Annotated in this window: 24 protein-coding genes; 11 read left to right on the top strand and 13 right to left on the bottom strand. The window is 38.8% G+C overall.

Annotation, left to right across the window (positions count from 1 at the left end):
• Positions 1-235 precede the first annotated feature (235 nt).
• Together WNY98_RS04525 and WNY98_RS04520 are read left to right on the top strand one after the other, a co-directional pair.
• Positions 236-1,744, top strand: a complete 1,509-nt coding sequence (locus WNY98_RS04525) for a histidine kinase (RefSeq protein WP_342877255.1) — start codon at positions 236-238, stop codon at positions 1,742-1,744.
• Positions 1,738-2,418: a LytTR family DNA-binding domain-containing protein gene (locus WNY98_RS04520; protein ID WP_342877254.1), complete on the top strand. Its 681-nt coding sequence runs from the start codon at positions 1,738-1,740 to the stop codon at positions 2,416-2,418. The genes WNY98_RS04525 and WNY98_RS04520 overlap by 7 nt, the downstream gene beginning before the upstream one ends.
• A gap of 116 nt (positions 2,419-2,534) precedes the next feature.
• On the opposite strand, the gene WNY98_RS04515 is transcribed toward WNY98_RS04520, so the two are convergent.
• Positions 2,535-4,586, bottom strand: coding sequence for a TonB-dependent receptor (locus tag WNY98_RS04515; RefSeq protein ID WP_342877284.1), 2,052 nt, complete (start codon positions 4,584-4,586; stop codon positions 2,535-2,537).
• A 378-nt stretch (positions 4,587-4,964) separates the two neighbouring features.
• Between WNY98_RS04515 and WNY98_RS04510 the strand changes: the two genes are divergently transcribed.
• Positions 4,965-5,261 carry a hypothetical protein gene (locus WNY98_RS04510; protein ID WP_342877253.1) on the top strand — a complete coding sequence of 99 codons (297 nt, stop codon included), beginning with the start codon at positions 4,965-4,967 and terminating at the stop codon, positions 5,259-5,261.
• Complete coding sequence (locus WNY98_RS04505) at positions 5,258-6,808, top strand: PepSY-associated TM helix domain-containing protein (protein ID WP_342877252.1); 1,551 nt, start codon at positions 5,258-5,260, stop codon at positions 6,806-6,808. Before WNY98_RS04510 ends, WNY98_RS04505 begins: the two co-directional genes overlap by 4 nt.
• 62 nt (positions 6,809-6,870) lie before the next feature.
• Here the strand turns inward: WNY98_RS04505 and yddG are convergent, their stop codons facing one another.
• On the bottom strand, positions 6,871-7,791 hold the full coding sequence (gene yddG, locus WNY98_RS04500) for an aromatic amino acid DMT transporter YddG (RefSeq protein WP_342877251.1): 921 nt from the start codon (positions 7,789-7,791) through the stop codon (positions 6,871-6,873).
• A gap of 448 nt (positions 7,792-8,239) precedes the next feature.
• On the opposite strand from yddG, the gene WNY98_RS04495 reads away from it, so the two are divergent.
• The 7 genes from WNY98_RS04495 to WNY98_RS04465 all read left to right on the top strand — a co-directional run bounded on the left by WNY98_RS04495 (position 8,240) and on the right by WNY98_RS04465 (position 15,863).
• On the top strand, positions 8,240-8,893 hold the full coding sequence (locus WNY98_RS04495) for a TetR/AcrR family transcriptional regulator (RefSeq protein ID WP_024597735.1): 654 nt from the start codon (positions 8,240-8,242) through the stop codon (positions 8,891-8,893).
• Positions 8,894-8,896: 3 nt separating this feature from the next.
• Positions 8,897-9,379, top strand: coding sequence for a putative 4-hydroxy-4-methyl-2-oxoglutarate aldolase (locus WNY98_RS04490; RefSeq protein ID WP_342877250.1), 483 nt, complete (start codon positions 8,897-8,899; stop codon positions 9,377-9,379).
• 337 nt (positions 9,380-9,716) lie between these two features.
• Complete coding sequence (locus tag WNY98_RS04485; RefSeq protein WP_342877249.1) at positions 9,717-10,922, top strand: amidase family protein; 1,206 nt, start codon at positions 9,717-9,719, stop codon at positions 10,920-10,922.
• Complete coding sequence (locus WNY98_RS04480) at positions 10,919-12,520, top strand: gamma-glutamyltransferase (protein WP_342877248.1); 1,602 nt, start codon at positions 10,919-10,921, stop codon at positions 12,518-12,520. Before WNY98_RS04485 ends, WNY98_RS04480 begins: the two co-directional genes overlap by 4 nt.
• Entirely contained in the window at positions 12,508-13,332 is an 825-nt protein-coding gene (locus tag WNY98_RS04475; RefSeq protein WP_342877247.1) for a sulfite exporter TauE/SafE family protein, read from the top strand. The genes WNY98_RS04480 and WNY98_RS04475 overlap by 13 nt, the downstream gene beginning before the upstream one ends.
• Before the next feature lie 3 nt (positions 13,333-13,335).
• A complete protein-coding gene (locus tag WNY98_RS04470) occupies positions 13,336-14,565 on the top strand; it encodes an alanine--glyoxylate aminotransferase family protein (RefSeq protein ID WP_182736717.1) in 1,230 nt (409 codons plus the stop codon).
• Positions 14,566-14,579: 14 nt separating this feature from the next.
• Positions 14,580-15,863: an allantoate amidohydrolase gene (locus tag WNY98_RS04465; RefSeq protein WP_342877246.1), complete on the top strand. Its 1,284-nt coding sequence runs from the start codon at positions 14,580-14,582 to the stop codon at positions 15,861-15,863.
• 128 nt (positions 15,864-15,991) lie between these two features.
• On the opposite strand, the gene WNY98_RS04460 is transcribed toward WNY98_RS04465, so the two are convergent.
• The 11 genes from WNY98_RS04460 to WNY98_RS04410 form a co-directional block, all read right to left on the bottom strand.
• Positions 15,992-16,294 (bottom strand): hypothetical protein, encoded by a 303-nt coding sequence (locus WNY98_RS04460; protein WP_024599980.1) that lies wholly within the window; start codon positions 16,292-16,294, stop codon positions 15,992-15,994.
• 44 nt (positions 16,295-16,338) lie between these two features.
• The gene (locus tag WNY98_RS04455) at positions 16,339-16,587 is read right to left on the bottom strand and encodes a DUF1272 domain-containing protein (RefSeq protein ID WP_170071260.1); all 249 of its coding nucleotides are present in this window, start codon (positions 16,585-16,587) and stop codon (positions 16,339-16,341) included.
• Positions 16,581-16,880 carry a 2OG-Fe(II) oxygenase gene (locus WNY98_RS04450; protein WP_342877283.1) on the bottom strand — a complete coding sequence of 100 codons (300 nt, stop codon included), beginning with the start codon at positions 16,878-16,880 and terminating at the stop codon, positions 16,581-16,583. Before WNY98_RS04450 ends, WNY98_RS04455 begins: the two co-directional genes overlap by 7 nt.
• A 300-nt stretch (positions 16,881-17,180) precedes the next feature.
• Positions 17,181-18,719 carry a glucan biosynthesis protein gene (locus tag WNY98_RS04445; protein ID WP_342877245.1) on the bottom strand — a complete coding sequence of 513 codons (1,539 nt, stop codon included), beginning with the start codon at positions 18,717-18,719 and terminating at the stop codon, positions 17,181-17,183.
• 496 nt (positions 18,720-19,215) lie between these two features.
• Complete coding sequence (locus WNY98_RS04440; RefSeq protein ID WP_342877244.1) at positions 19,216-19,734, bottom strand: hypothetical protein; 519 nt, start codon at positions 19,732-19,734, stop codon at positions 19,216-19,218.
• Positions 19,735-19,896: 162 nt separating this feature from the next.
• Positions 19,897-20,166, bottom strand: coding sequence for a hypothetical protein (locus WNY98_RS04435; protein ID WP_342877243.1), 270 nt, complete (start codon positions 20,164-20,166; stop codon positions 19,897-19,899).
• Entirely contained in the window at positions 20,167-20,484 is a 318-nt protein-coding gene (locus tag WNY98_RS04430; protein ID WP_170071257.1) for a hypothetical protein, read from the bottom strand.
• 87 nt (positions 20,485-20,571) lie between these two features.
• Positions 20,572-20,796 (bottom strand): hypothetical protein, encoded by a 225-nt coding sequence (locus WNY98_RS04425; RefSeq protein WP_007584351.1) that lies wholly within the window; start codon positions 20,794-20,796, stop codon positions 20,572-20,574.
• A 76-nt stretch (positions 20,797-20,872) separates the two neighbouring features.
• A complete protein-coding gene (locus WNY98_RS04420) occupies positions 20,873-21,229 on the bottom strand; it encodes a hypothetical protein (protein WP_008168323.1) in 357 nt (118 codons plus the stop codon).
• Positions 21,230-21,795: 566 nt separating this feature from the next.
• On the bottom strand, positions 21,796-22,029 hold the full coding sequence (locus tag WNY98_RS04415; RefSeq protein WP_342877242.1) for a hypothetical protein: 234 nt from the start codon (positions 22,027-22,029) through the stop codon (positions 21,796-21,798).
• 254 nt (positions 22,030-22,283) lie between these two features.
• The gene (locus tag WNY98_RS04410) at positions 22,284-22,631 is read right to left on the bottom strand and encodes a hypothetical protein (protein ID WP_342877241.1); all 348 of its coding nucleotides are present in this window, start codon (positions 22,629-22,631) and stop codon (positions 22,284-22,286) included.
• Between the last annotated feature and the right edge of the window lie 313 nt (positions 22,632-22,944).

The raw sequence follows: 22,944 nt of genomic DNA, 5'->3' as shown, positions 1-22,944 counted from the left end.
TTGGTCATTTAAATATGACCTTTCATCATTTAAATAAACCGCCTAGTATGCTTAAAACGGTTACTAACCCTATGAAATAAAATAACTATTTTAAAAATAAATTATGATTGAAACAATTTTATGGATAATATAGCGCGCTCAGCGTAGTGAATTGTGCAAAGGTAATGTTTAAAATAAAAAGACAATTTTATCTAAGCGTATCTGCTCAGAAACTATAATAAAAACGGAGTCACATATGCAGCAAGCCAATACACCAATATGGCAACGCTTTAGCATTACCCAGCTAATAATTTTTTTACCGCTAATAGCTGCTATTATGCTCGACTCTCATATACGCTTTTTGTCATCACATATGGATTCAACGAGCCAATATCTGGCTATTAATATTCAACTTTTTTTACAGTGTATTCCCTTTTTTATTGCCCATGCGTTTGCATATCGTTTATTACTTACACCCGCAATCATAGTTTGGCTGTTAGGCTTTTTAGCCTATCCATCTCTCTTGCTAGTATTTAATAACCAGCTTCTTAACTTTTCGCAATGGCAACACCTTGATGCACAATGTTGGACACTGTGCGCATCTGCAAGTGGTATATGGCTTATTACTAAACGCACTAATAAAAATAACAATGTGTTGAGTAATAAATGGCTTAAATCCTTGTTTTCACTTGATACAGTCATGTTTATAATACTTTTAGGTTGGGCAATAGTTACATCAAGCATACTCAATACGCACACTGATCCTATGTTAAACCAGCCTATTGAGCCTGTTATTGACGTTTATAAAGTATTCACACAGTTTGATACTTTTTTGGGTTATCTTTGGCAAATTACTGTTTGTGCCGGATTAGTATATGGAGTGTATTTATTAAATAGATATTTATTAATACGCTATGTATTAACCTATCATGGTGTACTGATGTTTTTGTTTGCAAGTTTAATAAGCCTCGTTGCACTTACACCTGTATTAACATCGTGCTTGCTACTGTTACCTATTAACGATTTACCCTCAGGCATTGCTAACTTAACACCTGGCGGTAATAATAATATTTTTAGCCCTGAAAATTATCAGTTCGTATTTTTGTTTTTGGCTATAAGCACACCGATTATTTTAGCGTTTGAACGACAGCAACAACACGTTCAAATTAGCAACATTGCCCAACAACAAACAAAAACAGAGCTAAAGCTACTTCAACAGCAAATTAACCCTCATTTTTTATTTAATACATTAAACAACCTTTATGCACTGACATTAAAAAAAGCAGATAATGCACCAGATCTTGTTATGCAATTAGCTAACTTACTGCGTTACAGTGTTTATGAAGGCCAAAAAGCACAGGTGAGTTTAGAAAAAGAAATTAATTACTTAAAAGGTTTTATTGCATTGCAGCATTTACGAAGTGCTGAGCGCTGCAACTTTGATGTGCAATGGCCTGAATATCAACAACACTATTTAATTTCGCCACTACTGTTAATAATGATTTTAGAAAACGCGATAAAGCATGGTGTAGAGCCCACCTCACAAAAAGTAACGGTTGTGTTTAAAATCACCATGGCCGATAACATACTAACGCTATTTTCCTCTAACCCTATTCTACCTAATAACAATTCAGAGCATGGGATGGGACTTAACAATTTACGCCGTAGGTTAACTCTTTTATATCCAAATAAGCACACATTAATTATTAATGAAAATAAAAACCTTTGGCAAACCACACTTAAATTGGAGCTGGCTGCATGCTAAACACAATAATTGTTGATGACGAGCCGCTCGCGCATGACGTTATACTGCATCATTTAAGTGCCCATAAAGATATTAATGTAAGCGGACAATACCTTAACGCTAAAGATGCATTATGTGCTTTAGCCACATCATCTATTGATTTGTTATTTTTAGACATAAACATGCCCGAACTATCAGGCATTGCATTACTAAAAGTGCTCGCGAATCGACCACAAGTGATTATTATTAGTGCGTATCAAGAATATGCTTTAGCCGGTTTTGAACTTGACGTAACTGACTACCTACTAAAACCAGTCTCTGCGCAGCGCCTTGAACAAGCACTCAATAAAGTACGGAAAAAAAGAAAACACATAACGCTAAATCCCAAGGCACCTCTGACTATTACCCTTAAAATCGATCGTGAAAAACATAAAATTCAATTAGGCGATATAGACATGTTTGAGGCTTATGGAAATTATGTAAAAGTATGGCAAGGTGAAAAAGCATTACTTGCAAGCAGTACTCTCAAATACGTATTGCAAGAGCTTGATACTTCATTTATTCAAGTCCACAAATCTTACGTTATTAACAAAAATAAAGTTGTTGCGTTAAGTAATGAAAGCGTTCAACTAGCATCAGGCGTGTCAGTTAAAATTGGCAAGTCATTTAAACAACAAGTGCGCGACATTATTTAATTTAAGCTCGGTTAAAGCTCCCCCTTTATTGAAAAGCCCTAATGCTTTAGGGCTTTAAATTATTTTACCTTTAAAAGGTAGCGTTACAATTTCCAATTCATTATTTTAGAAGCACGTTAAAAACGATACGTTACTGAAGCACCTAATGTTTGTGGGTTAACAACAGCAACATAACCTGTTGGATAACGCCCGCTTGCAGGCTCTACCGACGTAAATGCTTCTTCATCTAATGCATTATTAATATAAGCACTCATTAACCAATCATCGCTGTTGTAGCTTATTGTTGCACGCGTAATTGTATAACCACCAGCAACATGCTCCTCAGTGTTAGTTAAATCACCATAGTACTCGTCTACATAATTAGCGCTCACATTTAGCTTTAAGGTATCTGTAAACCAATGCGATACCCCTAAACTTGCAGTCAGTTCTGGTGCTGAATTTAATTCATTGCCCACTGCATCAGAATAAGTATTTGATTCATCTATTTTAGTTTTTAATAAACCCAGCCCTGCGTGTAACTGCCATTGCTCGCCTAACATGCTATATGCTTCAAGCTCTAAACCATAGCTATGTGCGTCATCAATATTAGTAATTTTCCTATCAGAACTTAATGCTTGATAACCATCAAAATTATTGTAAAAAATATTAGCACTAATATTTAAATCACCATTATTTAGTACGCTACGCGAGCCCAACTCGTACGTATTTACTGATTCTTGATCGTAGTAATAATATTCTTGCGCGGTAAAATTCAAAGCACCACCACCAGCGTTATAACCACGACGAGCACTTGCAGATAGGGTCGTATCATTGTTAATTTTATATTGAATAGCTAAGGTCGGTAGCTTTATAGTATTAGAATTGTCTAGCTGCTCAACTAATCTACTGCCACCAAAAGCCATGTCAAAATTACGAAGTTGTTCTTCACGCTCAATTCTAAGCCCAGCGGTTAAAGTAAGCTCATTAGTTAACTTAAAGCTGGTTTCGCCATAAATTGCTTTAGAGTCACTACTATCGTCACCAAAATAATTGGTTGCACCAACGCTTTTAAAGTCTTGGTCACGGTCAAAGTAAGCAATACCAACAAAGCCTGAATAAAATTCACTATTTAAGCCAAAGTTTAACTTGCTATCAATGGTGATATTTTTTTCATCCATAGAAATATCAGACTCAGCGCTTGCCAGTGCTTCATAAGCCTCGTAGCCCCATTCATAATCCATATAAGCAAGTAATATATCGAACGAAAAGTTATCATTAATTTTATAATCAATATTTACCTGAGTCGTGTCTGACTGGGTATCCATGTCACGCTGAAATAAAGGCACATAATCAAACGGTTTATCACCTTCATAATACTTACGACCCGTATTACCTTCTTCGCTATACGTTGAGTAAGTCAGCTGTAAAGCTAAATCTGTTGTTGGGGTATACAGTAATTTTGCTCGCGTACTGCTGGTATTAAGGTTATTTAAGTTCTTATCTGTTGGATTGGTTTCATATACCGTTGGATTACTAAAGGTTTCACCGTTTACATATTGAGTAGATAAGCGAAATGCTAATACGTCTTCAACTAATGCCCCCGAAACAACGGCCGCTGTATCAAGGTAGCTGTCTTGATTTTTATAACCAACGCGTACAGCACCTTCAAAATCTTGTGTTGGCGCTTTAGTTGTCATATAAACAGCACCACCAATACTATTACGCCCATTACTTGTTGACTGCGGTCCACGGTATACCGCTATTTGCTCTATATCCCATAAACCGGTATCACCAGTTAAATCAGCAACAAATGGCTGACTAACCCCATCAACAAGTGTTGATACTCGCGCTTTTGAGCCACCACTAAATGAGTTAAACCCAGTTGCACCACCATTACCCGACACACCGCGCATATCTGGCACAGCGCCAGTAAGTACCACCACATTTGCCATTTCTGCCAAGGCTTCAGAAACAGAGCCTAGTTGCCCATTTTCTAATAACGAACTATCTACAACTGCAACCGATGTAATCGTATCCTTGAGTGACCTTTCGATTTTTTCGCCTGTTACAGTAATTGTATCTATTGATTCACGACTTGTTTCATCAGCAAATGCATTGCTTTGAGATAGCAGAAAAGAGCCTGTAATGATTAGTGAAAGCTTATTTAGTTTGAATGACCGCACCGCTATTATTCCCTTTTATGGATGGTTATTTGATTTTTCGGAAAAATAGCACAAACATGCACTTGTTGCAATTGAGTTTAATTATCATTTAGAATGGCAATATTATTAACAAGTGTTTTTATTTATGTTGCAACTTACCCTTTCTCTTGTTTTATTTACTGCTACATCCCTGTTTTATCTTAGTAACCGCCACCAACGATTACTAAGCAAACCCATTAATAAAAGCTGGCGCAAGCTCGCATTTATCCTTTTTGTTATTGCAATACCATTAGCCTTATATGCTTTTTCTAATGCGGCAGCCGTATTTTTTATCATTTTAATGATAATGCTCGCTTTAATAATAATTCCGCTCGTCAGCCTAATTAAACGCAAGGAAGTTAAATAATGTCATCTGCACAAAGGCAAAAAATAAAACCAACTTGGCTTGGAAAAAGTTTGGCGGGTTGTTTTTTAGGGCTCGCACTAGCGTTTATTCTCGTTGCTTTCTTTGCATGGTATGGAGCGGGAGGCATAGATGCGCCTGATAAAGTGCAATTTAATATGTGGATAATCCCTCTTCTATGGTTAACCATTTTTAGCTTCACATACCTGTTTAGCTCGCCAAAAAAAGCTTGGCTGACGCTTGGGGGCTTAAATGTAACGCTATATAGTTTATTTATAATTTTAAGGACTTGGCTATGAGAGTTAGAGCCGATATTTTGCGCACCTATCAAGGTGTGCATACATGGACAGGAATAATCACAGGCTTAGTCCTTTTTATAGGGTTTTATGCTGGTAGTTTAACCATGTATAAACACGAATTAGCACAGTGGGCAAAACCCGTCAGTGCACCAGTGACTAAACCATACACTAACAATTACCAAACATTAGTTGACCAAGCAATAGTTAAGTACCCTGAGCAAATGGGCAATGGTTTTTCTATTGACTTACTAACAGATCAAGCACCGCTCTCTTGGTACAGCCAAGGAAAAGAGCGCGGTATGGCACTTGATAACCAATTACAGGCGCTACATATAAACCAGCAAAATAATCTGGTTATACAGCAACAAAGTGAGAATAAACTTGCAGATTTAATAGATTATTTGCATCGAACTGCAGGGTTTGCAGGCGAGATTGGTCACGACCAATCAGGGGTGTATATACTCGGTATAGCATCTGCGCTGTACTTTTTAGCATTGGTGTCTGGCGTAATTATTTTACTACCTACGCTTATAAAAACGTTTTTTGCAATACGAAAAGAAAAAGGCGCTAGTCGTTTTTGGCTCGACAGCCATAATTTAGTTGGGATCGCCAGCCTGCCTTTTCATTTAATTATAGCGTTTACTGTTGTTGTGTTTGCATTTCATGACCTAATTTATGATGGTCTATCAGCATCTTATGACGATAAATCCTTTTTTCAACGCCCTGCCCCAGCAGCACATAATTATCATATTGCAAATTTACCAAGTATAGATAAACAGCTCCTAGCAGCAAAAAACTACGCCCCTGGCTATGAGCCAATTCATATTGCGTTTAATCGTTTAAACACAAACAGTCCAACAGCAACATTAAAAATGAGTAATAGCAGCGCCGTTGTTCGCGGACCTGATACTGACTACTTATTTTTACATCCTTATACATTAGAAGTACTTAACTCAAGCTATCCGCAAGGAGATGAGGGTATTTGGGGTAATATAGTAGGAAGTTTCTTTTCACTTCACTTTGGTACTTATGGAGGTGAATGGGGGCGTTGGGGGTATTTTATTATGGGACTGCTTGGCGCATTCTTATTTTATTCTGGTAACTTATTGTGGTTAGACAAACGCTTTAAAAAAGATCCAAACAAACGAAGCACACGATTTATGGCAAATTTAACAATTGGTGTGTGTGTAGGTTCAATAATTGCCGTGGTTACCACGTTATTACAAGCTAAATGGACAAACCTATATATAGAGAACGCAAATTACAGTTACCTTTATAGTTACTATTTGGTATTTTTTGTTTTTGTTGCTTATACCTTTTTTAAAGGAACCCACCACGCTAGCTATTGGGGCTTAATCGGCATTGCATTTTTATCTGCTGGTATGGGAGTTTCAACACTTGTACAGGCTTTATTAGCTGATGATTTTTTTAAATATTATCAAAGCGGTATTGTTGATATTAGCGCTGCAGTATTTGCGTTAATATTTTATTATTGTGCAAAAAAAGTTAGATACAAATCAGCAAGCTATGCCGTTATGCCTGCATAGTTGCCACAAACTTAATGAGGCGTATAGCACGCCTCATTAATCGAGTTACATATAAATATAATTTAGCTTAGTGTTTTTGCTGGCCCTGTAACAGACTTTTCTCGCGTTACAAAGTAGCAAATTAGCGAGCCCACGGTTACCAGTACAACTCCTTGCCAAAACGAAGCACTCAGCGTAATAGATAAATACAGCGCTGAAATAATAGTAGAAAACACCGGTGTAAAGTACGAAAGCGTGCCAAGCAGCATTAAGTTACCGCCAATAATAGCTTGGTTCCACAGTGCATACCCGCTCCCTACCACTACTCCTGCTAATAGCAATGTTATGTTTGAGCTGAGTGAAAACGTTAATGGCGCTTCATTACTAAAAGCATATTGCGCCCATAAACTCATTGCCGTAACAGTAAAGAATAACGTAATAGCATTTTTACCATTACTCAGCTTTTGCGTAACTACGCAATAAATAGCCCATATAAACGCTGCAGTTAATGCCATTAAATAAGTAGCAGGATTATCAGCAAAGTTAGCGACAAGCGTATCGAGTGACATTTCTTGATCGCCCGTAATACACCAAGCAACGCCTAAAAAAGCAATAATCATGCTTGGGTACACCCAATAACTTACTTTTTTGCGACCAATAATAATAGAGAGCAATATAGTAAGCGTGGGCCACAAATAATTAATAACCGCCATTTCCATTGCCTGATGACGGCTATTTGCCATACCAATAGAAAGCGCTAAGCAAATTTCGTACGATACAAATAATAAAGTACCTACTACCAGGTAGCGTTTTGAAAACCCACTAAACTTAGGCACTCCCATGACCAAAATTAAAAATATCGCACTGACAGAGTACATAGCCGCAGCACCACCAATGGGGCTAAACAACTCAGAAATATCCCGTAGTAATGCCACTAAGCAACTCCACAGTAATATTGCAGCAACTCCATAAAGCGTGTATTTATTTTTGCTTAAAAACTCCATTTGCCAATCCAAAAGTACTACTCGTAAATTTGAAACTAAACTAACAGTAATTATTTAATTAAACAATTAGGGTCTGTTGATCTTTCAAGGTTAAATTTGCAGCAGTCTGTTTGGTATTTAGGCAAGGCAGAGCCTATATAGTGTGGTAATTCCCCATAAATGGGCGATAACGTAGCATTAATGCCAAACAGGCGCTGCCCAAAGGGTTCTTCCTAGGGACTACTTACTCTTTGTTGCTCGGTTTTTACTTAGCCCACTAGGTTACAAATCTCGCGCCGCGATTAAATAGCCCCTAGTTTGAACAAATTTTAATCCGCAAAGATCAACAGACCCTAAAGTTAATAGCTTAAACCTTTTCCCCTGTTTTTTACATTCACACTTTTTAGTAATTGACCTTTTGGTCAGTAAAGCTACAATCAATCAATACGTTAAACACGCAAACTCAACAATGACCACACAAATAAAACCAAATAAAAAAGAAGTAACACGCGAAAAAAACCAAAAACTAATTTTAGATGCCGCCGAGCAATTGTTTTCGCAATTAGGTTACGACGGAGCAAGTATGAGCATGGTTGCTAAAGAAGCGCAGGTGCCAAAAGCTAATATTTTGTATTACTTTAAAAGTAAAGATGGTCTGTACGAGTCTGTGATAGACCGCATAATAGCTAATTGGAACTTAGGGCTCGATAACGTCACAATTAACGACGATCCAGCTACCGTGCTTTATAACTATATTAAAAGTAAAGTAATACTCGCCGTAAATCAGCCAATGCAATCTCGCTTATTTGCCAGCGAAATACTGCGCGGTGCCCCTTATTTACAAAACTACTTTAGAACCAATACCCGCCCTTGGGTTAAGCAAAAAGTTGATGTACTTCAAGCATGGATGGACGCAGATAAAATGGATAAGGTTGACCCCTACCATTTGCTCTTTACTATTTGGTCTACCACGCAGTATTACGCCGACTTTCAGGCTGAGGTTTTACTCGTAATGAACAAATTAGAGTACGACAAAACCGATGTGGCACAAATTACGCAATCAATTGCCCACATAATTTTAAAAGGTATTGGTCTTAAAATACCTGAGCAAAGTGAGACTTAACCCATGACACCCTTTACTACACCCGATTTATTTGACGATCATCGCGATAGCGTACAAGTAGCCGACAGTGGCCTTCATCACTTTGGTAAAAAAACCACGTTTTACGGTCAAGTCGTTACCGTTACCTGCCCAGAAGACAACTCTTTTGCCGCCGATATATTGCATGAAGATGGTGAAGGTAAAGTATTAGTTATTAACGGGTTTGCGAGCAAACGCTTTGCGTTTATTGGCGACATTATGGCTGAACGTGCCTTAAATAATGGCTGGGAAGGCGTAATAATAAATGGCTGTTGCCGAGATATAGAAATACTTGCCACTATGGACTTACCAGTTATGGCGCTAGGCTCTACACCGCGTAGTACCTTAAAGCGCGGCTTTGGTGATAAAAACCAAGCTGTTACCATGCTTAGCACCACCCTAGAACCTAACGATTGGGTTTACGCCGATATTAATGGTTTAATCATCAGTAAAACGCCCCTTATTTAGCACTCAAAACCATATAAATAAAGACCAACGTGGTGCATCTGCGCACCAAATTGGTTTGTTTTAGCTCATTTTAATACCACTATTTTTACAGCCCATATTTACTAACCTCATACAACTCGCCAAATCCTGACCAATTGGACAGGATTTTAATTTATGGCATTCCTCTTGCTTAGGTTTTAAACAATGTAATAAGCTAACCGATTAAAAAGCGGATCAGGCTCTGTAAAATAAAAACAAGATGTTACGCAGTGAGCTGAAAAATAATAAAAATTAATCCGTCTTTTTAATCACTCTAAATCTGAACTGCTTGGTCAGATTTTTTATAACGAGTGGTGATATGAGTACCAAAAATAATAATACGACCGGTATTTTTTGTGACCATGGTCCTAAGGCATGGCAAACACATTACCAAGGCACGCTTATTAATAAGCGTCTTGCAATAAAAGATGTATTTGCAGTAAAAGGCGAGCGTAATAGCGCTGGCAACCCACACTGGTTTAAAACGGCTAAACCGGCTCAAAATACGGCAAGCTCGGTTAATAAGCTCATGACCGCTGGTTGTAACTTTATAGGCTTTACCCACACAGACGAACTGGCTTATAGCTTAGAGGGAAATAACATTCACTATGGTGCAGCACAAAACCCAAAACTTAGCGGTCATGCAAGTGGCGGTTCGAGTATGGGTTCGGCAGCAGCCGTTGCTGCTAACTTAGCCGATATTGGCTTAGGCACCGACACTGGCGGCTCAATTAGAATACCCGCCAGCTATTGTGGTTTATTTGGTATAAGGCCAAGCCATAACGTGATTGAAAAAGACGGCCTAATACCGTTGGCACCGCCTTTTGATACTATAGGTTGGCTTACCCAAAGCGCCGAGCTATTAAGCAGCGTTGGCAATGTATTATTACCACAACAACCTATTAATAAAGTAAATACGCTGGTTATTTGCGAAGCACTCTTTGAACTTGTTGACCCCTCTTTACAAGCACCACTGGGTAATCTTTTAGAAAAAACCAAACCTTATTTTAATCATCATATCGATTTTAAGCTCCCCAACGTTGGTTTACTAAGTGAGCTTGCCGATACCTTTAGAATATTACAAGGTCGTGCGATTGCTAAAACGCACCGAGATTGGATTGAACTCCCAGATCAGCTTTCTCATTTTGCGCCAGCAATTACGGCTCGTTTTAAAATGGCACTGGCTTTAACCAAGCAAGAAGAACAAGAGGCGTTAAAAATACAGCACGAGTGGCAAACAGTCGTCGCTAAAAACTTAAACAAGCACAGCTGCTTATTTTTACCCACCACCCCTACAACTGCACCTAAATTAGGCGCCGACACAAGCGCCTTACGCATGCAAATTATTACGCTTTCGGCAATTGCAGGCCTTAGTGGCTCAGCGCAAGTGCATTTACCATTGGCTGATTTAACAAATGATCACCCGTATGGTTTTTCATTAATGATGAGCCACGGTAACGATAAAAGCTTACTTGCTTGCGTTAAGCACCTAGCTGCACACTTTAAACAGGACACACCGGCATGACCACACACAACATTGCATTTACCTCGTCTCATTTTTCGGCCACTGAGGCGGGTATAAATATATTAAAACAAGGCGGGACAGCCACTGAAGCTATGGTAGCAGCAGCGGCAGCTATTAGCGTAGTGTATCCCCATATGAACTCAATTGGTGGCGACAGCTTTTGGCTTATCGATAACCCAAACCAAAAAACGCCCACTGCTATTGACGCCTGCGGCCGAGCTGCAAGTAATACAAGTGCTTATAACACGCTCACACAAATACCAGAGCGCGGCGGACTAAGCGCATTGACTCAAGCGGGTACAATACGCGGTTGGCAAAAAGCCCTTGAGCTAGATGAACACGCAGCACTGCCACTGTCAAAAATTTTAGCGCCTGCCATTTCACTTGCTCGCGAGGGCTTTACCGTAACAAAAAGCTTGCAAGCTGGCTGCGAAAAGCTAGCTGCTGCAAATAATACCAATGACGCGTTTAAAAACCTCTACATACCAAATGGTAAACCCTTGCAAGCAGGTCAACATTTTAAAAACCCTAAACTTGCAGCAACATTTGAACACTTAGCAAAACAAGGTTTAAACGCATTTTATGAAGGCGCACTTGCTAACTCATTTGCCGCCGACTTAGCAAAAGTAGGTAGCTCAATTACCGTAAGTGATATTGCAAATACTAAAGCCGAGGTCGTTACTGCGCTAAATGCAAACTTATCAGGTATTGATTGCTATAACTTACCCGCACCAACACAAGGCGTGCATTCACTGCAAATAATTGGTGCCGTAAATAAACTAAAACACAAAGCTAAAACCGATGCCGACTGGATGCATTTAATTGTTGAGGCAACCAAACAAAGCTTTACCCATCGCCCTACTCTTTGGGCTGACCCTGAAGTATTAGGAGACGATTATAAAAACGCACTAACCGATGATCGCTTAAGCCAACTTGCTAACAATATTGATATGACCAAAGCCAAAAAATGGCCTTTTAGCGCAGAGCCTGGCGATACCGTGTGGATGGCAGCTAGAGATAAAAACGGCCAATTAGTCAGCTTTATTCAAAGTATTTATTGGGAATTTGGCAGCGGAATATTAATGAGCGAAGGCGGTTTTATGTGGAATAACCGTGGTTTAAGCTTTAGTTTAAACAATCAAGATATTGCTGCGAGTAACAATATTAATGTCCTTGCGCCAAACAAAAAGCCAGCACATACACTTAACCCAGCAATGGCAAAGTTTAGCGATGGCCGCCGACTTGCTTACGGAACAATGGGCGGTGAAGGGCAACCACAAACCCAAGCCGCTGTTTTTGCAGGCTACGCGTGGCTAAATAAATCAATAGAGCAAGCAATTAGCGACCCTCGTTGGTTGCTTGGACGCACATGGGGCGATACAAGTACAAATTTAAAAATTGAAAAAGAGTTAGTTTTTCATATAGAACATGAATTAAATCAACGTGACCACGATTGGGTAAGCGTTGATAATAATAACGAAATGATGGGGCACGCTGGGGCTATTTTAGATACACCTACAAGCCTTGAAGCAGCAACAGATCCTCGTTCAGATGGACGTGCAACCGTAACTACAGCAGGAACACAATGTCAGAAATAATAAACCAATGGCCAATAGTAGTAGCCTTAATAGCAACCGGTATTTTTGCCGGCATTTTAGCAGGACTTTTTGGTGTAGGCGGCGGTATTGTTATCGTACCTGTGCTGTATTTTTTACTGCAAGGCTTTGGCGTAAGCCCAGAGTCGGCAATGATGATAGCCACAGCTACATCACTTGCAACCATAGTACCTACTTCGCTTTCATCTATTCGCTCGCATCATAGCAAAGGCAATATTGACCTTGCGCTAATAAAATACTGGGCACCGTTTATATTAGTTATGGCGGTAGTCGGTAGTATTATTGCTCATACCGTTCGCGGTAACGCATTAGTGCTCATGTTTGCCTGCATTGCTATTTTAGTCAGTTTAAACATGCTATTTAGAGCCGGCGCTCCCGCGCTTGTAAAACAACTGCCAGGTAAATTTGGTCAAGGCGTTATGGCAAGTATTGTAGGTGGTTTGTCGGTAATGATTGGCATAGGCGGCGGCACTATTGGCGTACCTATGCTCAACGCATTTAATGTACGTGCCCATGTTGCAGTAGGTACTGCGGCCGTTTTTGGTTTATTGATTGCGCTACCTGGCGTTATTACCTTATTAAGTATTGGCACAACGCCAACCGATGCTCCCCTAGGTACGTGGGGGTTGGTTAACCTCCCTGCCTTTTTTCTTATTATTCCGCTGACTATTTTATTTGCGCCTATTGGCGTAAAAATTGGTAGCAAGCTGGATCAAAAACAACTAAAACGCGCCTTTGCCGTTGTATTAATGATAACCGGCATACGCATGCTTATTCAGACTCTGGGAGCCTAAAATATGTTTAATAACACGCAAGTTCAAACCTTAAACCCACCACAGCGTTTATTAATGGGACCAGGCCCAATTAATGCCGACCCTCGTGTTTTACGTGCTATGTCGGCGCAGCTTATAGGCCAATACGACCCAGTAATGACCGGCTTTATGAACGAAACCATGGCACGTTACCGCGAAATTTTTAAAACCAAAAACGAATGGACCATGCTAATAGATGGCACATCACGCGCAGGGATTGAAGCCGTATTATGCTCAATTTTACGCCCAGGCGATAAAGTACTAGTACCAATTATGGGGCGCTTTGGCCACCTACTTGCTGAAATAGCAGAACGCGTTGGCGCAAAGGTGCACACAATAGAAGTACCGTGGGGCGAAGTGTTTACGCCAGAGCAAATCGAAAAAGCCATTGTTGATGTAAAACCCCATGTACTTGCTATGGTACAGGGCGATACATCCACCACCATGAACCAACCTCTTGAGCATATTGGCGATATTTGCCAAAAGCACGATGTACTATTTTATTGTGATGCTACCGCATCTATTGTGGGTAACGAACTTCCTGCCGATGAATGGAAACTCGATGCACTTTCGGTTGGCCTGCAAAAATGTTTAGGCGGTCCTTCTGGGTCTGCGCCATTAACACTAAGCGATAAATGCGCCGATTGGATCCAAAAACGCAAAAAGGTAGAGGCAGGTATTCGCACGGCCGATCATACCGATGGCACAGAGCCCTTTGTGCGCTCTAACTATTTTGATTTAGGCATGATCATGAATTACTGGGGAGAAGAGCGCCTCAACCATCATACCGAAGCCACCAGCATGCTGTACTGCGCCTCAGAATGTGCTCGCATTGTTATTGAAGAAGGCGTGGATAACTGCGTAGCGCGCCACAAATTACATGGCGATGCCATGCTAACGGGTATTCAAGCGCTCGGCTTAAATGTATTTGGTGATTTAACACATAAAATGAACAACGTACTGGGTGTGTATATACCCGAGGGCATTAATGCCGATCACGTACGCGGACAAATGTTAACCGATTTTGGAATAGAAATTGGCACCTCGTTTGGACCACTTCATGGCAAAATTTGGCGTATTGGCACCATGGGTTACAACGCCCGTAAAGATGCCGTATTACAAACATTGGCAAGCCTAGATGCCTGCTTACATGCCAACGGCTATAAAGGCCCTAAAGGCGAAGCCGCTATTGCCGCCCTTGCCCATTATAAATAAAAAAAGGATTTAGCATGACGATTGTAAGCCCACAACACAGCCCTTTATTAGATAAAGAACTTGCTGATGAATACACAACACGCGCTTTATCTCGCTGTAAAACCCTCAGCGCACTATCGCAAATGCAAGATGGTATTCACCGCGTGTACTTATCAAAAGAACACAAAGAGTGTAACGCTGTTACTGCATCGTGGATGGTTGAGGCAGGCATGCAGTCGTGGCAAGACGAAGTGGGCAACCTTTGGGGGCGACTAAAATCATCAAACCCACATGCTAAACGTTTAATTATAGGGTCACACCTCGACACAGTACCAAACGCAGGAGCGTTTGATGGTATTTTAGGTGTACTACTGGGAATAGAAATAGCCGCGCTTGCAAATAAACTAAAGCTCGACCTGCCCTTTCATTTAGATGTAGTCGGCTTTTGCGATGAAGAAGGTACCCGCTTTGCCACTACTTTAATTGGCTCAAAAGCACTCGCTAACGAATTTGACCCACAGTGGCTAAACATTGAAGACACAAACGGCATAACTATGCGCCAAGCCATGCTCGACTTTGGCTTAAATCCCAACGACTACGCAAAAGCCGCACTAAATAAAAGCGAGTTACTAGGTTACTGGGAAACTCATATAGAGCAAGGTCCTGTGCTCGAATCGGTTAATCAGGCGCTTGGTGTAGTAACGGCTATTGCAGGGGCAAAACGCGCCATGCTTACCCTAACAGGGCAAAGTGGTCATGCGGGTACAACGCCAATGAACTTGAGGCAGGATTCGTTAGCAGGCTGCGCCGAATTTACTCTTGCCATAGAGCAGCTAGCAAAAAACGCGAGTAATGGCGAAGTTGCCACCGTAGGGCAAATACAATCTCGCCCAGGGGCTACAAACGTGATTGCAGGTAAAACAACCATAAGCCTAGATGCACGCGCACAAAGCGACACCGATCTCGCTAACTTACTAAGCGCCATACAAAGCAGCGCTCAATCTATAGCAAGCAAACGCAATTTAACACTCGATTGGCAATGGACTCATTCCGCCGGTGCCGTTGCGTGCGACACCACTATTCAGCATTTGTTTTCAAGCGCATGTAAACTCAACAACCAAGCATCGCCTTCACTTGCCTCTGGCGCAGGGCACGATGCAATGGCAATCGCTCCAATTTGCCCCGTTGGCATGTTGTTTATACGCAGCCCTGGCGGTATAAGCCATCACCCAGCAGAAGCGGTTATCGACAGCGATGTAACAAAGGCACTCAGTGTAATGTACAGCGCGCTTTTACTTTATGTGAAAGAGTGTGAGTGATTTTAAGGTAATCGAGTAAACCAAATAGATCAACTTGGTATGCTTAGGAATTTAAACCTCCTCAAAGTCATTGGGAGGTTGTTACTGAACCCAGAAAAACGCAGGAATACACGTTATTTAGAGTAGTTTTATCGAGCTGCCCTTTGCTCTTTTAGGCTAAGGCGTTTATGTGAGCTATATACATGTTGAATATTTTTATCATTGACCAAATATGCATCCATTTCAACAGTAATTAGCCCCGATAATGGCTTGATTTCAAGAATACCCAACTCACCTAGATTTGCAGATAGTAAAGTATTATTCCTAAAGGCGAACAAAGTCTTGTCAGTATCTCGTAAGTCACCATTCACGTATAATTTAGCACCACTAAACCAAGCGTTAATTATTTTAACTTTGATTGACTTAACGGTAAATTCAAAGGATTTTCTCATCAGTTCTCCATATTCAGAAAATGTAATTACTATACTTTATGTTCTTATGTGTTTGGCGCACAACCACTTTCTTTTAATACCCGCTTAGTCGATGCTGGGTAATTTTTTAGTGCAGCCAAAGGGCGAATTGGCCGCTGAACCAAATTACCTGAGCAGTTTGGGCACACGTTATTTAACAGCGTTTGAGCACAGCCAAAACAAAACGTGCATTCAAATGAACAAATAAAAGCCTCTGTGGACTGTGCAGGTAGATTCTTATCACAACATTCACAATTAGGTCTTAAATCTAGCATTTAGAGCTCCTTTTTATCCACCCAATGCTGAGTAAATATCTATTACCTTTTATGACTTTTGATACCTGATGCTCACTTACATCAGGGCGGAAAAGCTTAATTCGCTTTGTTTCAAATATAGGATTACTGCAAATAAACTCACCACCCAAATCTGCTTTTTTAAGCACTATATTCAATCGATAGTGTTTACCAGATTCAACTTTGTCTGTGTGTGGTGCTATTTCACTCCCTTGTGGGAACTTAAGCAAATATGTATCAAATTTAATTGGCCACGTAGCACTACAAATCAACATTTTATCGTAGCCTGATTTTTGCCGGCCTCGCTCCCAGCAAAATAATTTACTCAAAAAAACATACAATCCCTCGAAACAGCTAACAAACAGCAAGTTAACTCGTTTTTTATTTATTTTTATTGATAAATAAACCATAGCCGAGTTCATATTTTGGTTCAATCGTTTACTGTATTTTACGTGGGATATAAAAGGGAGTTTTAATGGTGTTTTGATTGATGTTTTAAAAGACATTATGGTGGCTATAATTACCTAGCAAATCAAAATATAGCCACCCTTTTACTTTAATGCTTACTTAAGGGCTTATTTAATCGTTACCTTTGCATCACTTACCCAAGTTTCGGTTATAGCTTCATCATTTTTATCAACTAAATACGCGCGTATGTTTACCGGATTATTGTTAGCTTGTTTGTAGTCAAATGCTAATCGCCATTGGTTTGTACCAACTACCGGATAAACCCCAATAGGCTCTAGTATTTCACCGTGGCTGGCTTCAACAATCGGCTTTATACCACTTTTGTTATCTAAGCCTTTAAACACTGGGCCTTCAAAATCAATCACCATTTTGTTAACGCCTTCAGGAATAGGCTGGCCAGGGATCCCGCCTAAGCCTTGGCGAGTATTTACAACGCTTGCAAGTGTTTTTGATTTTGGATCGAGTGGACGCCACTCAATATCATAAGAAAAGGTAAACTCATCACCTTTACGCGCCTCTTTTTCAGGCACCCAATAAGCAACAATATTGTCAAACGTTTCATCTTTTGTAGGGATCTCGATTAACTGAACTGCCCCTTTCCCCCAATCGTCAGTAGGTTTTATCCACGCAGATGAGCGCTTATTATAAAATACGCCATCGTCTTGGTAGTTATTAAAGTCACGATCTCTTTGAATTAAGCCAAACCCTTTTGGGTTCTCATCAATAAAGCTATTGGTCGAAACCGACTGAGGATTATTTAATGGGCGCCAAACGTATTGACCCGATCCGGTGTGAATCGCCAGGCCATCGCTGTCGTGAATTTCTGGGCGCCAATCTTTGGCAGTTGTTTTATCTTTTTGTGAGTACCAATACATACTGGTTAGCGGTGCTACGCCTAAGCGTTCAACATCGGCGCGCATATACAAATTAGCCGTTACAGAGGTGATGTGCCCTTTAGCTTCTTTGTTATCTTTGCTTAAACCAAATCGATAAGCACCAGTGATAGAAGGCCCTTCAAGCAATGCCCAAACAGACACACTTTCACCTTTTTTCTCTGCAGGACCAATCCAGAATGCAGAAAAACGCGGAAATTCTTCTGGCTGATTCATACCCGTATTAATCGCGATACCTCGAGCTGACAGTCCATATTGCCCCTCTGGCCCGTCGGTACGAAAATAAGACGCGCCTAAAAAAGATATCCAATCTGGTTTCATATCTGGCCGCATTATTCTAAAGCCTGCAAATCCAAATCCTTCAGGGAGGTCGTGAGCTGGGCTATCATCAGGCATATCAAAAACGTCATTACTAAAAGGTATGTTTTGAACCTGATTTTTATCATCTCTGATGTAAATACTTACTGGCTCAGGAAAATATCGCCCAGGGTAAAATAATTGTACGGGCGCCTTTTTTCCACTTGGGTATAAGGTTTCATCTTCTTTAAAGCGTATTTTCCAGTGTTCGTCATACGTAATTTTATCAATTAACTTCGGCGCTGGCACCTTAGTTGGCGTATAGGGCTTTTCGGCTGAGGCTTTTGCCAGCGCTTTTAAGTCTTCGAATGAAAACTCCGTTTGATCTACTGCTTCTGTCGCGTAAGACGACATCGAAGTGCTAAAAATAATTGCGATAAATAACTTTAATTTCATAAAAAGAATGTCCAATAAATTGAGTCAAATAAAAATGGGAACGCTGCACGAAGGTATGTTTAACTTAAAGTTCTGTATGGATATTACGTGACGTAATATGAACTAGCGTTTACTAAAGTATTGTTATTTGTCTCTTAGTTAATTTGTTTTTGGTGCGGCGCGTTTGATGATATCGCTGAAGTGAAAATAAACGGAGATTGCGCTGTTTATTGGACGAAGCCGTCAAGAGGTATGGATATATTTAGGTTTTAGTTGCCCACTATTCCAAGGCAAATATTTGTAGAGTGGCTGGTTTTTCTATTCGTTGTAGTTACATAGTTGATTTGGGCTAAAGCGTATTATAAGCAGTAAAAAGTGAAGGGGAAGCCTATATAGAACTCCGGTATTTAAATCGATAAGGATTACATTTAGGTGTTGAAAAATAAAGAAGCTCTCCACTTTTAAAATTTGCAATTAATAGCTAAATTTGACTAGTCGTCCACCTCAGGGCGTGTTGTTACGTGTTTGATACGTATAGAATTATATGTGATTTAACTCTATACCAAACAGCTAAGCCACCTATTTGCGAATAGTCAAATGGTTGCCTATTTAGATTTTCTAAATTAACTCTAATACCACCAACAAAACTTAAATCTAACACCTCAAACTTGTGAGGTTTAACAAACCATTCTGGCGATGCTATACCGTGAGAAAATGCATTACGAGTAGCGGATATTAGTGATTTTATAATTTTTATTTCACTATCATCAGATTTCACTTTCTCTAAAATACAATCTAAACAAATAGCCGTTGCGCCAAAAGCTGTACTTACTGCCATTTGAGATGCACGAACAATACTATCTTGATTTTTAAATTCACCAGAGGAATAAGAAACACTTTCTTCATCAAGGTTCAATTGAAGATCTTGTCCAAATAAATCAGCATCAATTTCTCCTAACTCTGCGTAACACATGTTTCTTATTGAGTACTCAAGTAATTTGAAAGATAGTTCGGTATCTTCTATTAAATTATTCACCACAACTCCAGAAACACATAACGAGCCTATGGATTAACTCGTTTTTTATTTTTTTTTTTGATAAACAAACCATAGCTAAGTTCCTATTTTGGTTCAATCGGTAACTCAGTTATGCATAAATTTTCAAAAACGGCTCTGGTAATAATCCAAAAGCCTGTCATCTCAATTCAATATATCGGCATTATCTTTTGTTCGATTTATACCAATAAGGATTTTCTCCAAATAAGTAAAAATAAGCATTATCGCTAATTGTAGGCAAACAAAAATAATAATGGAGAACGGTGAACTTGATAGCATACTTTGTGTTGTGTTTTCTGAAGTGGCGGCCAAGTAAAAATCAACATAGGTCAAAAGTAAAAATAAGCCCGAGACATAAAGTACAACTTTAACTTTTGCACTGCGTAGCTTTGAAACCACTTCATCATTAGTCATTTAAAACGCCTTTAACTGTATTATTTTTTTAAGACGTTTTTTAATGACCTTTTGCTCGCAATAAAGCCCGATAAAACCACCAACAGCAATTGAAGCCATAACCAACAACCAATATAAAGAGCTATTGGATGCCTGAATACCCGAAATATAAAGGTATAAGTTAAACGGGATAATAAAAAATAAGCTACCTAATACTTTAATGAATTCCCTAAAAAGCTCTGTATCAGACTTTGCTTTGTCAATATGAGAGTTAATAGTTTCATTTGATATCTCATTTAGCTCTGGGTATGTCTTTTGTAACCAATTTAAATAATTCAATTATGCATCCTTGTATTTTTATATCTAGTGCTGCCTTAAATAGACAAAATATATTTGTAAAAATAAGCATTGTGGCAGCAAAGCGAACTACTTTTTGTTCTTGGTTAATTTATTGCTAACCTCATATTTAGCTTTACCTTGGTTTGCACGTAAACCTGCAAAATAAGTTACCGCAGCTATAGGTAAGCAAATAAAACCGTATGCTTTAAAGCTTTCTAAAAAACCACTTTTCTCGCTTATAATGCCACCAAATAAAACCCCAAGAATGGTAGGCAATAAAATAGCTGCAGCTGCGTATATAAATTTTTTCATTCTTAAATCTTTTTTTATTAATTTACTATAAACACTTATACCATTAAAAAAATGCCGCGTTTATTTTCCCGCAATATTAGATTTCAACATTGACTTTTTTATTGTCAAAAGAATATAAAACAGCCAAGCAGCAAGACACGAGTATTGTAAGATCATGGATTATCCAGCTTTGCTCTACAGCAATAATTTTTATCACTGTGCTTATAGCCAATGAAAAAATGATTGAAAACAAAAATTTAAATTTTGGAAATCTATATCCAATAAACTGATAATATAAGGCACCTAAAGTAGTTCCCATTGCTGCAGAAACAAGAAAGGTGGTAAAATTAGATAAACTAAAATCAGTACGACCCATTAGCGCATCAAAAATAAAAGAAACAACAGCTAAACCAACCCCTAAATAAAAATAAGGTAAAACTTTTCCATACTTCATAACATCTTCCTGAATTATTGTTGTAACTTCTATTTAATACCCTGAGTGAATTACTCTGCAAAATGGCACATATTACTTTGATTAATAATTCCACTAAATAACTTTCATGTAAATAAATAATTAAAAATTATAGAAATATAATTAAGCAAAAATAGGTTCATTTACTTTTTTATTAGCTTCCAACCTCATTTCACTAAAATATATATTTGTGCGAGAGCTTTAATTACACTAATAGCATCACCACCATGTAGAGTAACTATAAAAACATCTGATTTTGTGGGCTTTTCAGAGATCAACCAATCAAAGAGCAAATTCAAATTTATTTTAGCTTTCGCCTCGTTTAGAAGATAAAAATTGTTGGTTAAGGTTTGAATGAAGAAGCGAAAAATCAGCTGTTTTTGTTCTGCTTTAAGATTTATTTACGCTCAACTCTTTTACGACGTAATTGAATACCAAGCAATGTCCCTAATAAAACAGCAATAACATGCAGCAAAGCCGAAACCAAATATACTAAAGGCTCCATTGATATCTCTAATAAAATGTATAGTAAAGCACCGACACTTAGATCAATAAACCGCCATAACTAAAAAGGCTTGTTTATAGGGACTCACTGTTTGCTTATAGCCTAAGTAACAATACACGATTAAAAAGGTTACAAATCCGAGCACGTAATGAGTAAAATTGTATGATGTACTTTGAATCATTTCATCAAAGCCAACGATCAACGTTGCTATTGTTGATAAAGCAACTAGCAATAAATACAAGCCTACTGAAAAGAGTACAATCCTAGAGTATTTCACGAGAATCCTTTAGCAATACAACGAGGCTGTAAAATCACTTCTATAGCCAAATTCAATTAATTAGTTTCTTTAATTAACTCTAAGCACTTTAATACAATGTGTAATAAATGTATTACCCATTAAACAGGCTGTTTTCTTAAAAAGAGTAATTCTACAATCTCAACGCCCGCATAAGGGGCTGATAATAACTTGTCGTAATATGTAGTAAAGACAACTAAACAAAAAGTTAGTAGCCGCTTTGCTTAAACCGCTTATTAACAGTTTATTTCAACCGTTTCCGCATTTTTAAATATATTTTTTGCTTGCTCAAATATAGGTTTAGCTAATTTATCCTTAGGCGCCCAAATATCTATCGCATTACCACTGTTATTGAATAAAGTTACATAATTTCCAGCTAATTGAATTTTAGTAACAAAAGATTTAGAAATAGTTTTACCATACTTTTTATGTAACCTAGCTTTAGGCAAGTGCGAAATAAACACGTGATCGCCCATATCAATTAAAACCTTTTCAGGATCGTAAAACTTTGAACCAAAACTAAAGTAAAGAGAGATTGCACTAATGATAAAACAAAATAATATTACCCAATCTATTAATTGCATGTCGAATTTCCTTAAACTACTAACGAGCCTGTAACTTAACTCGTTTTTATTTTTTATTGATGAACAAACCATAGCTGAGTTCCTATTTTGGTTCAATCGATTACTGTACTTTTACGCAGAATATAAAAAGAGTTTGGTGTTGTTTTAATTGGCGTTTTGGAAGGAGTTACGAGTGCTTGAGTATCTTTATTTTAGGTTAAAAGGGCTTTCCCTTTTCAGTACATCGTGTTTTGCAGCTTTTCTATATTATGAACAGGGCAATACAGTTGCCATTGCGTAAAATAAAGGCATTCACATTCGTTTTACCCTGTAA

This window comes from Pseudoalteromonas sp. AS71 (assembly GCF_038900275.1).
Lineage (GTDB): Bacteria > Pseudomonadota > Gammaproteobacteria > Enterobacterales > Alteromonadaceae > Pseudoalteromonas.
Note: the sequence above shows the minus strand (reverse complement) of the source record. Positions and strands in the feature narration are given on the sequence as shown.

What these genes read in the sequence shown, in the direction of transcription:
- WNY98_RS04525 (WP_342877255.1), top strand. Translation starts at nt 236, where the DNA reads ATGCAGCAAGCCAATACACCAATATGGCAACGCTTTAGCATTACCCAG.
- WNY98_RS04520 (WP_342877254.1), top strand. Translation starts at nt 1,738, where the DNA reads ATGCTAAACACAATAATTGTTGATGACGAGCCGCTCGCGCATGACGTT.
- WNY98_RS04510 (WP_342877253.1), top strand. Translation starts at nt 4,965, where the DNA reads ATGTCATCTGCACAAAGGCAAAAAATAAAACCAACTTGGCTTGGAAAA.
- WNY98_RS04505 (WP_342877252.1), top strand. Translation starts at nt 5,258, where the DNA reads ATGAGAGTTAGAGCCGATATTTTGCGCACCTATCAAGGTGTGCATACA.
- yddG (WP_342877251.1), bottom strand. Translation starts at nt 7,791, where the DNA reads ATGGAGTTTTTAAGCAAAAATAAATACACGCTTTATGGAGTTGCTGCA.
- WNY98_RS04495 (WP_024597735.1), top strand. Translation starts at nt 8,240, where the DNA reads ATGACCACACAAATAAAACCAAATAAAAAAGAAGTAACACGCGAAAAA.
- WNY98_RS04490 (WP_342877250.1), top strand. Translation starts at nt 8,897, where the DNA reads ATGACACCCTTTACTACACCCGATTTATTTGACGATCATCGCGATAGC.
- WNY98_RS04485 (WP_342877249.1), top strand. Translation starts at nt 9,717, where the DNA reads ATGAGTACCAAAAATAATAATACGACCGGTATTTTTTGTGACCATGGT.
- WNY98_RS04480 (WP_342877248.1), top strand. Translation starts at nt 10,919, where the DNA reads ATGACCACACACAACATTGCATTTACCTCGTCTCATTTTTCGGCCACT.
- WNY98_RS04475 (WP_342877247.1), top strand. Translation starts at nt 12,508, where the DNA reads ATGTCAGAAATAATAAACCAATGGCCAATAGTAGTAGCCTTAATAGCA.
- WNY98_RS04470 (WP_182736717.1), top strand. Translation starts at nt 13,336, where the DNA reads ATGTTTAATAACACGCAAGTTCAAACCTTAAACCCACCACAGCGTTTA.
- WNY98_RS04465 (WP_342877246.1), top strand. Translation starts at nt 14,580, where the DNA reads ATGACGATTGTAAGCCCACAACACAGCCCTTTATTAGATAAAGAACTT.
- WNY98_RS04460 (WP_024599980.1), bottom strand. Translation starts at nt 16,294, where the DNA reads ATGAGAAAATCCTTTGAATTTACCGTTAAGTCAATCAAAGTTAAAATA.
- WNY98_RS04455 (WP_170071260.1), bottom strand. Translation starts at nt 16,587, where the DNA reads ATGCTAGATTTAAGACCTAATTGTGAATGTTGTGATAAGAATCTACCT.
- WNY98_RS04450 (WP_342877283.1), bottom strand. Translation starts at nt 16,880, where the DNA reads ATGTTGATTTGTAGTGCTACGTGGCCAATTAAATTTGATACATATTTG.
- WNY98_RS04445 (WP_342877245.1), bottom strand. Translation starts at nt 18,719, where the DNA reads ATGAAATTAAAGTTATTTATCGCAATTATTTTTAGCACTTCGATGTCG.
- WNY98_RS04435 (WP_342877243.1), bottom strand. Translation starts at nt 20,166, where the DNA reads ATGACTAATGATGAAGTGGTTTCAAAGCTACGCAGTGCAAAAGTTAAA.
- WNY98_RS04425 (WP_007584351.1), bottom strand. Translation starts at nt 20,796, where the DNA reads ATGAAAAAATTTATATACGCAGCTGCAGCTATTTTATTGCCTACCATT.
- WNY98_RS04420 (WP_008168323.1), bottom strand. Translation starts at nt 21,229, where the DNA reads ATGAAGTATGGAAAAGTTTTACCTTATTTTTATTTAGGGGTTGGTTTA.
- WNY98_RS04410 (WP_342877241.1), bottom strand. Translation starts at nt 22,631, where the DNA reads ATGCAATTAATAGATTGGGTAATATTATTTTGTTTTATCATTAGTGCA.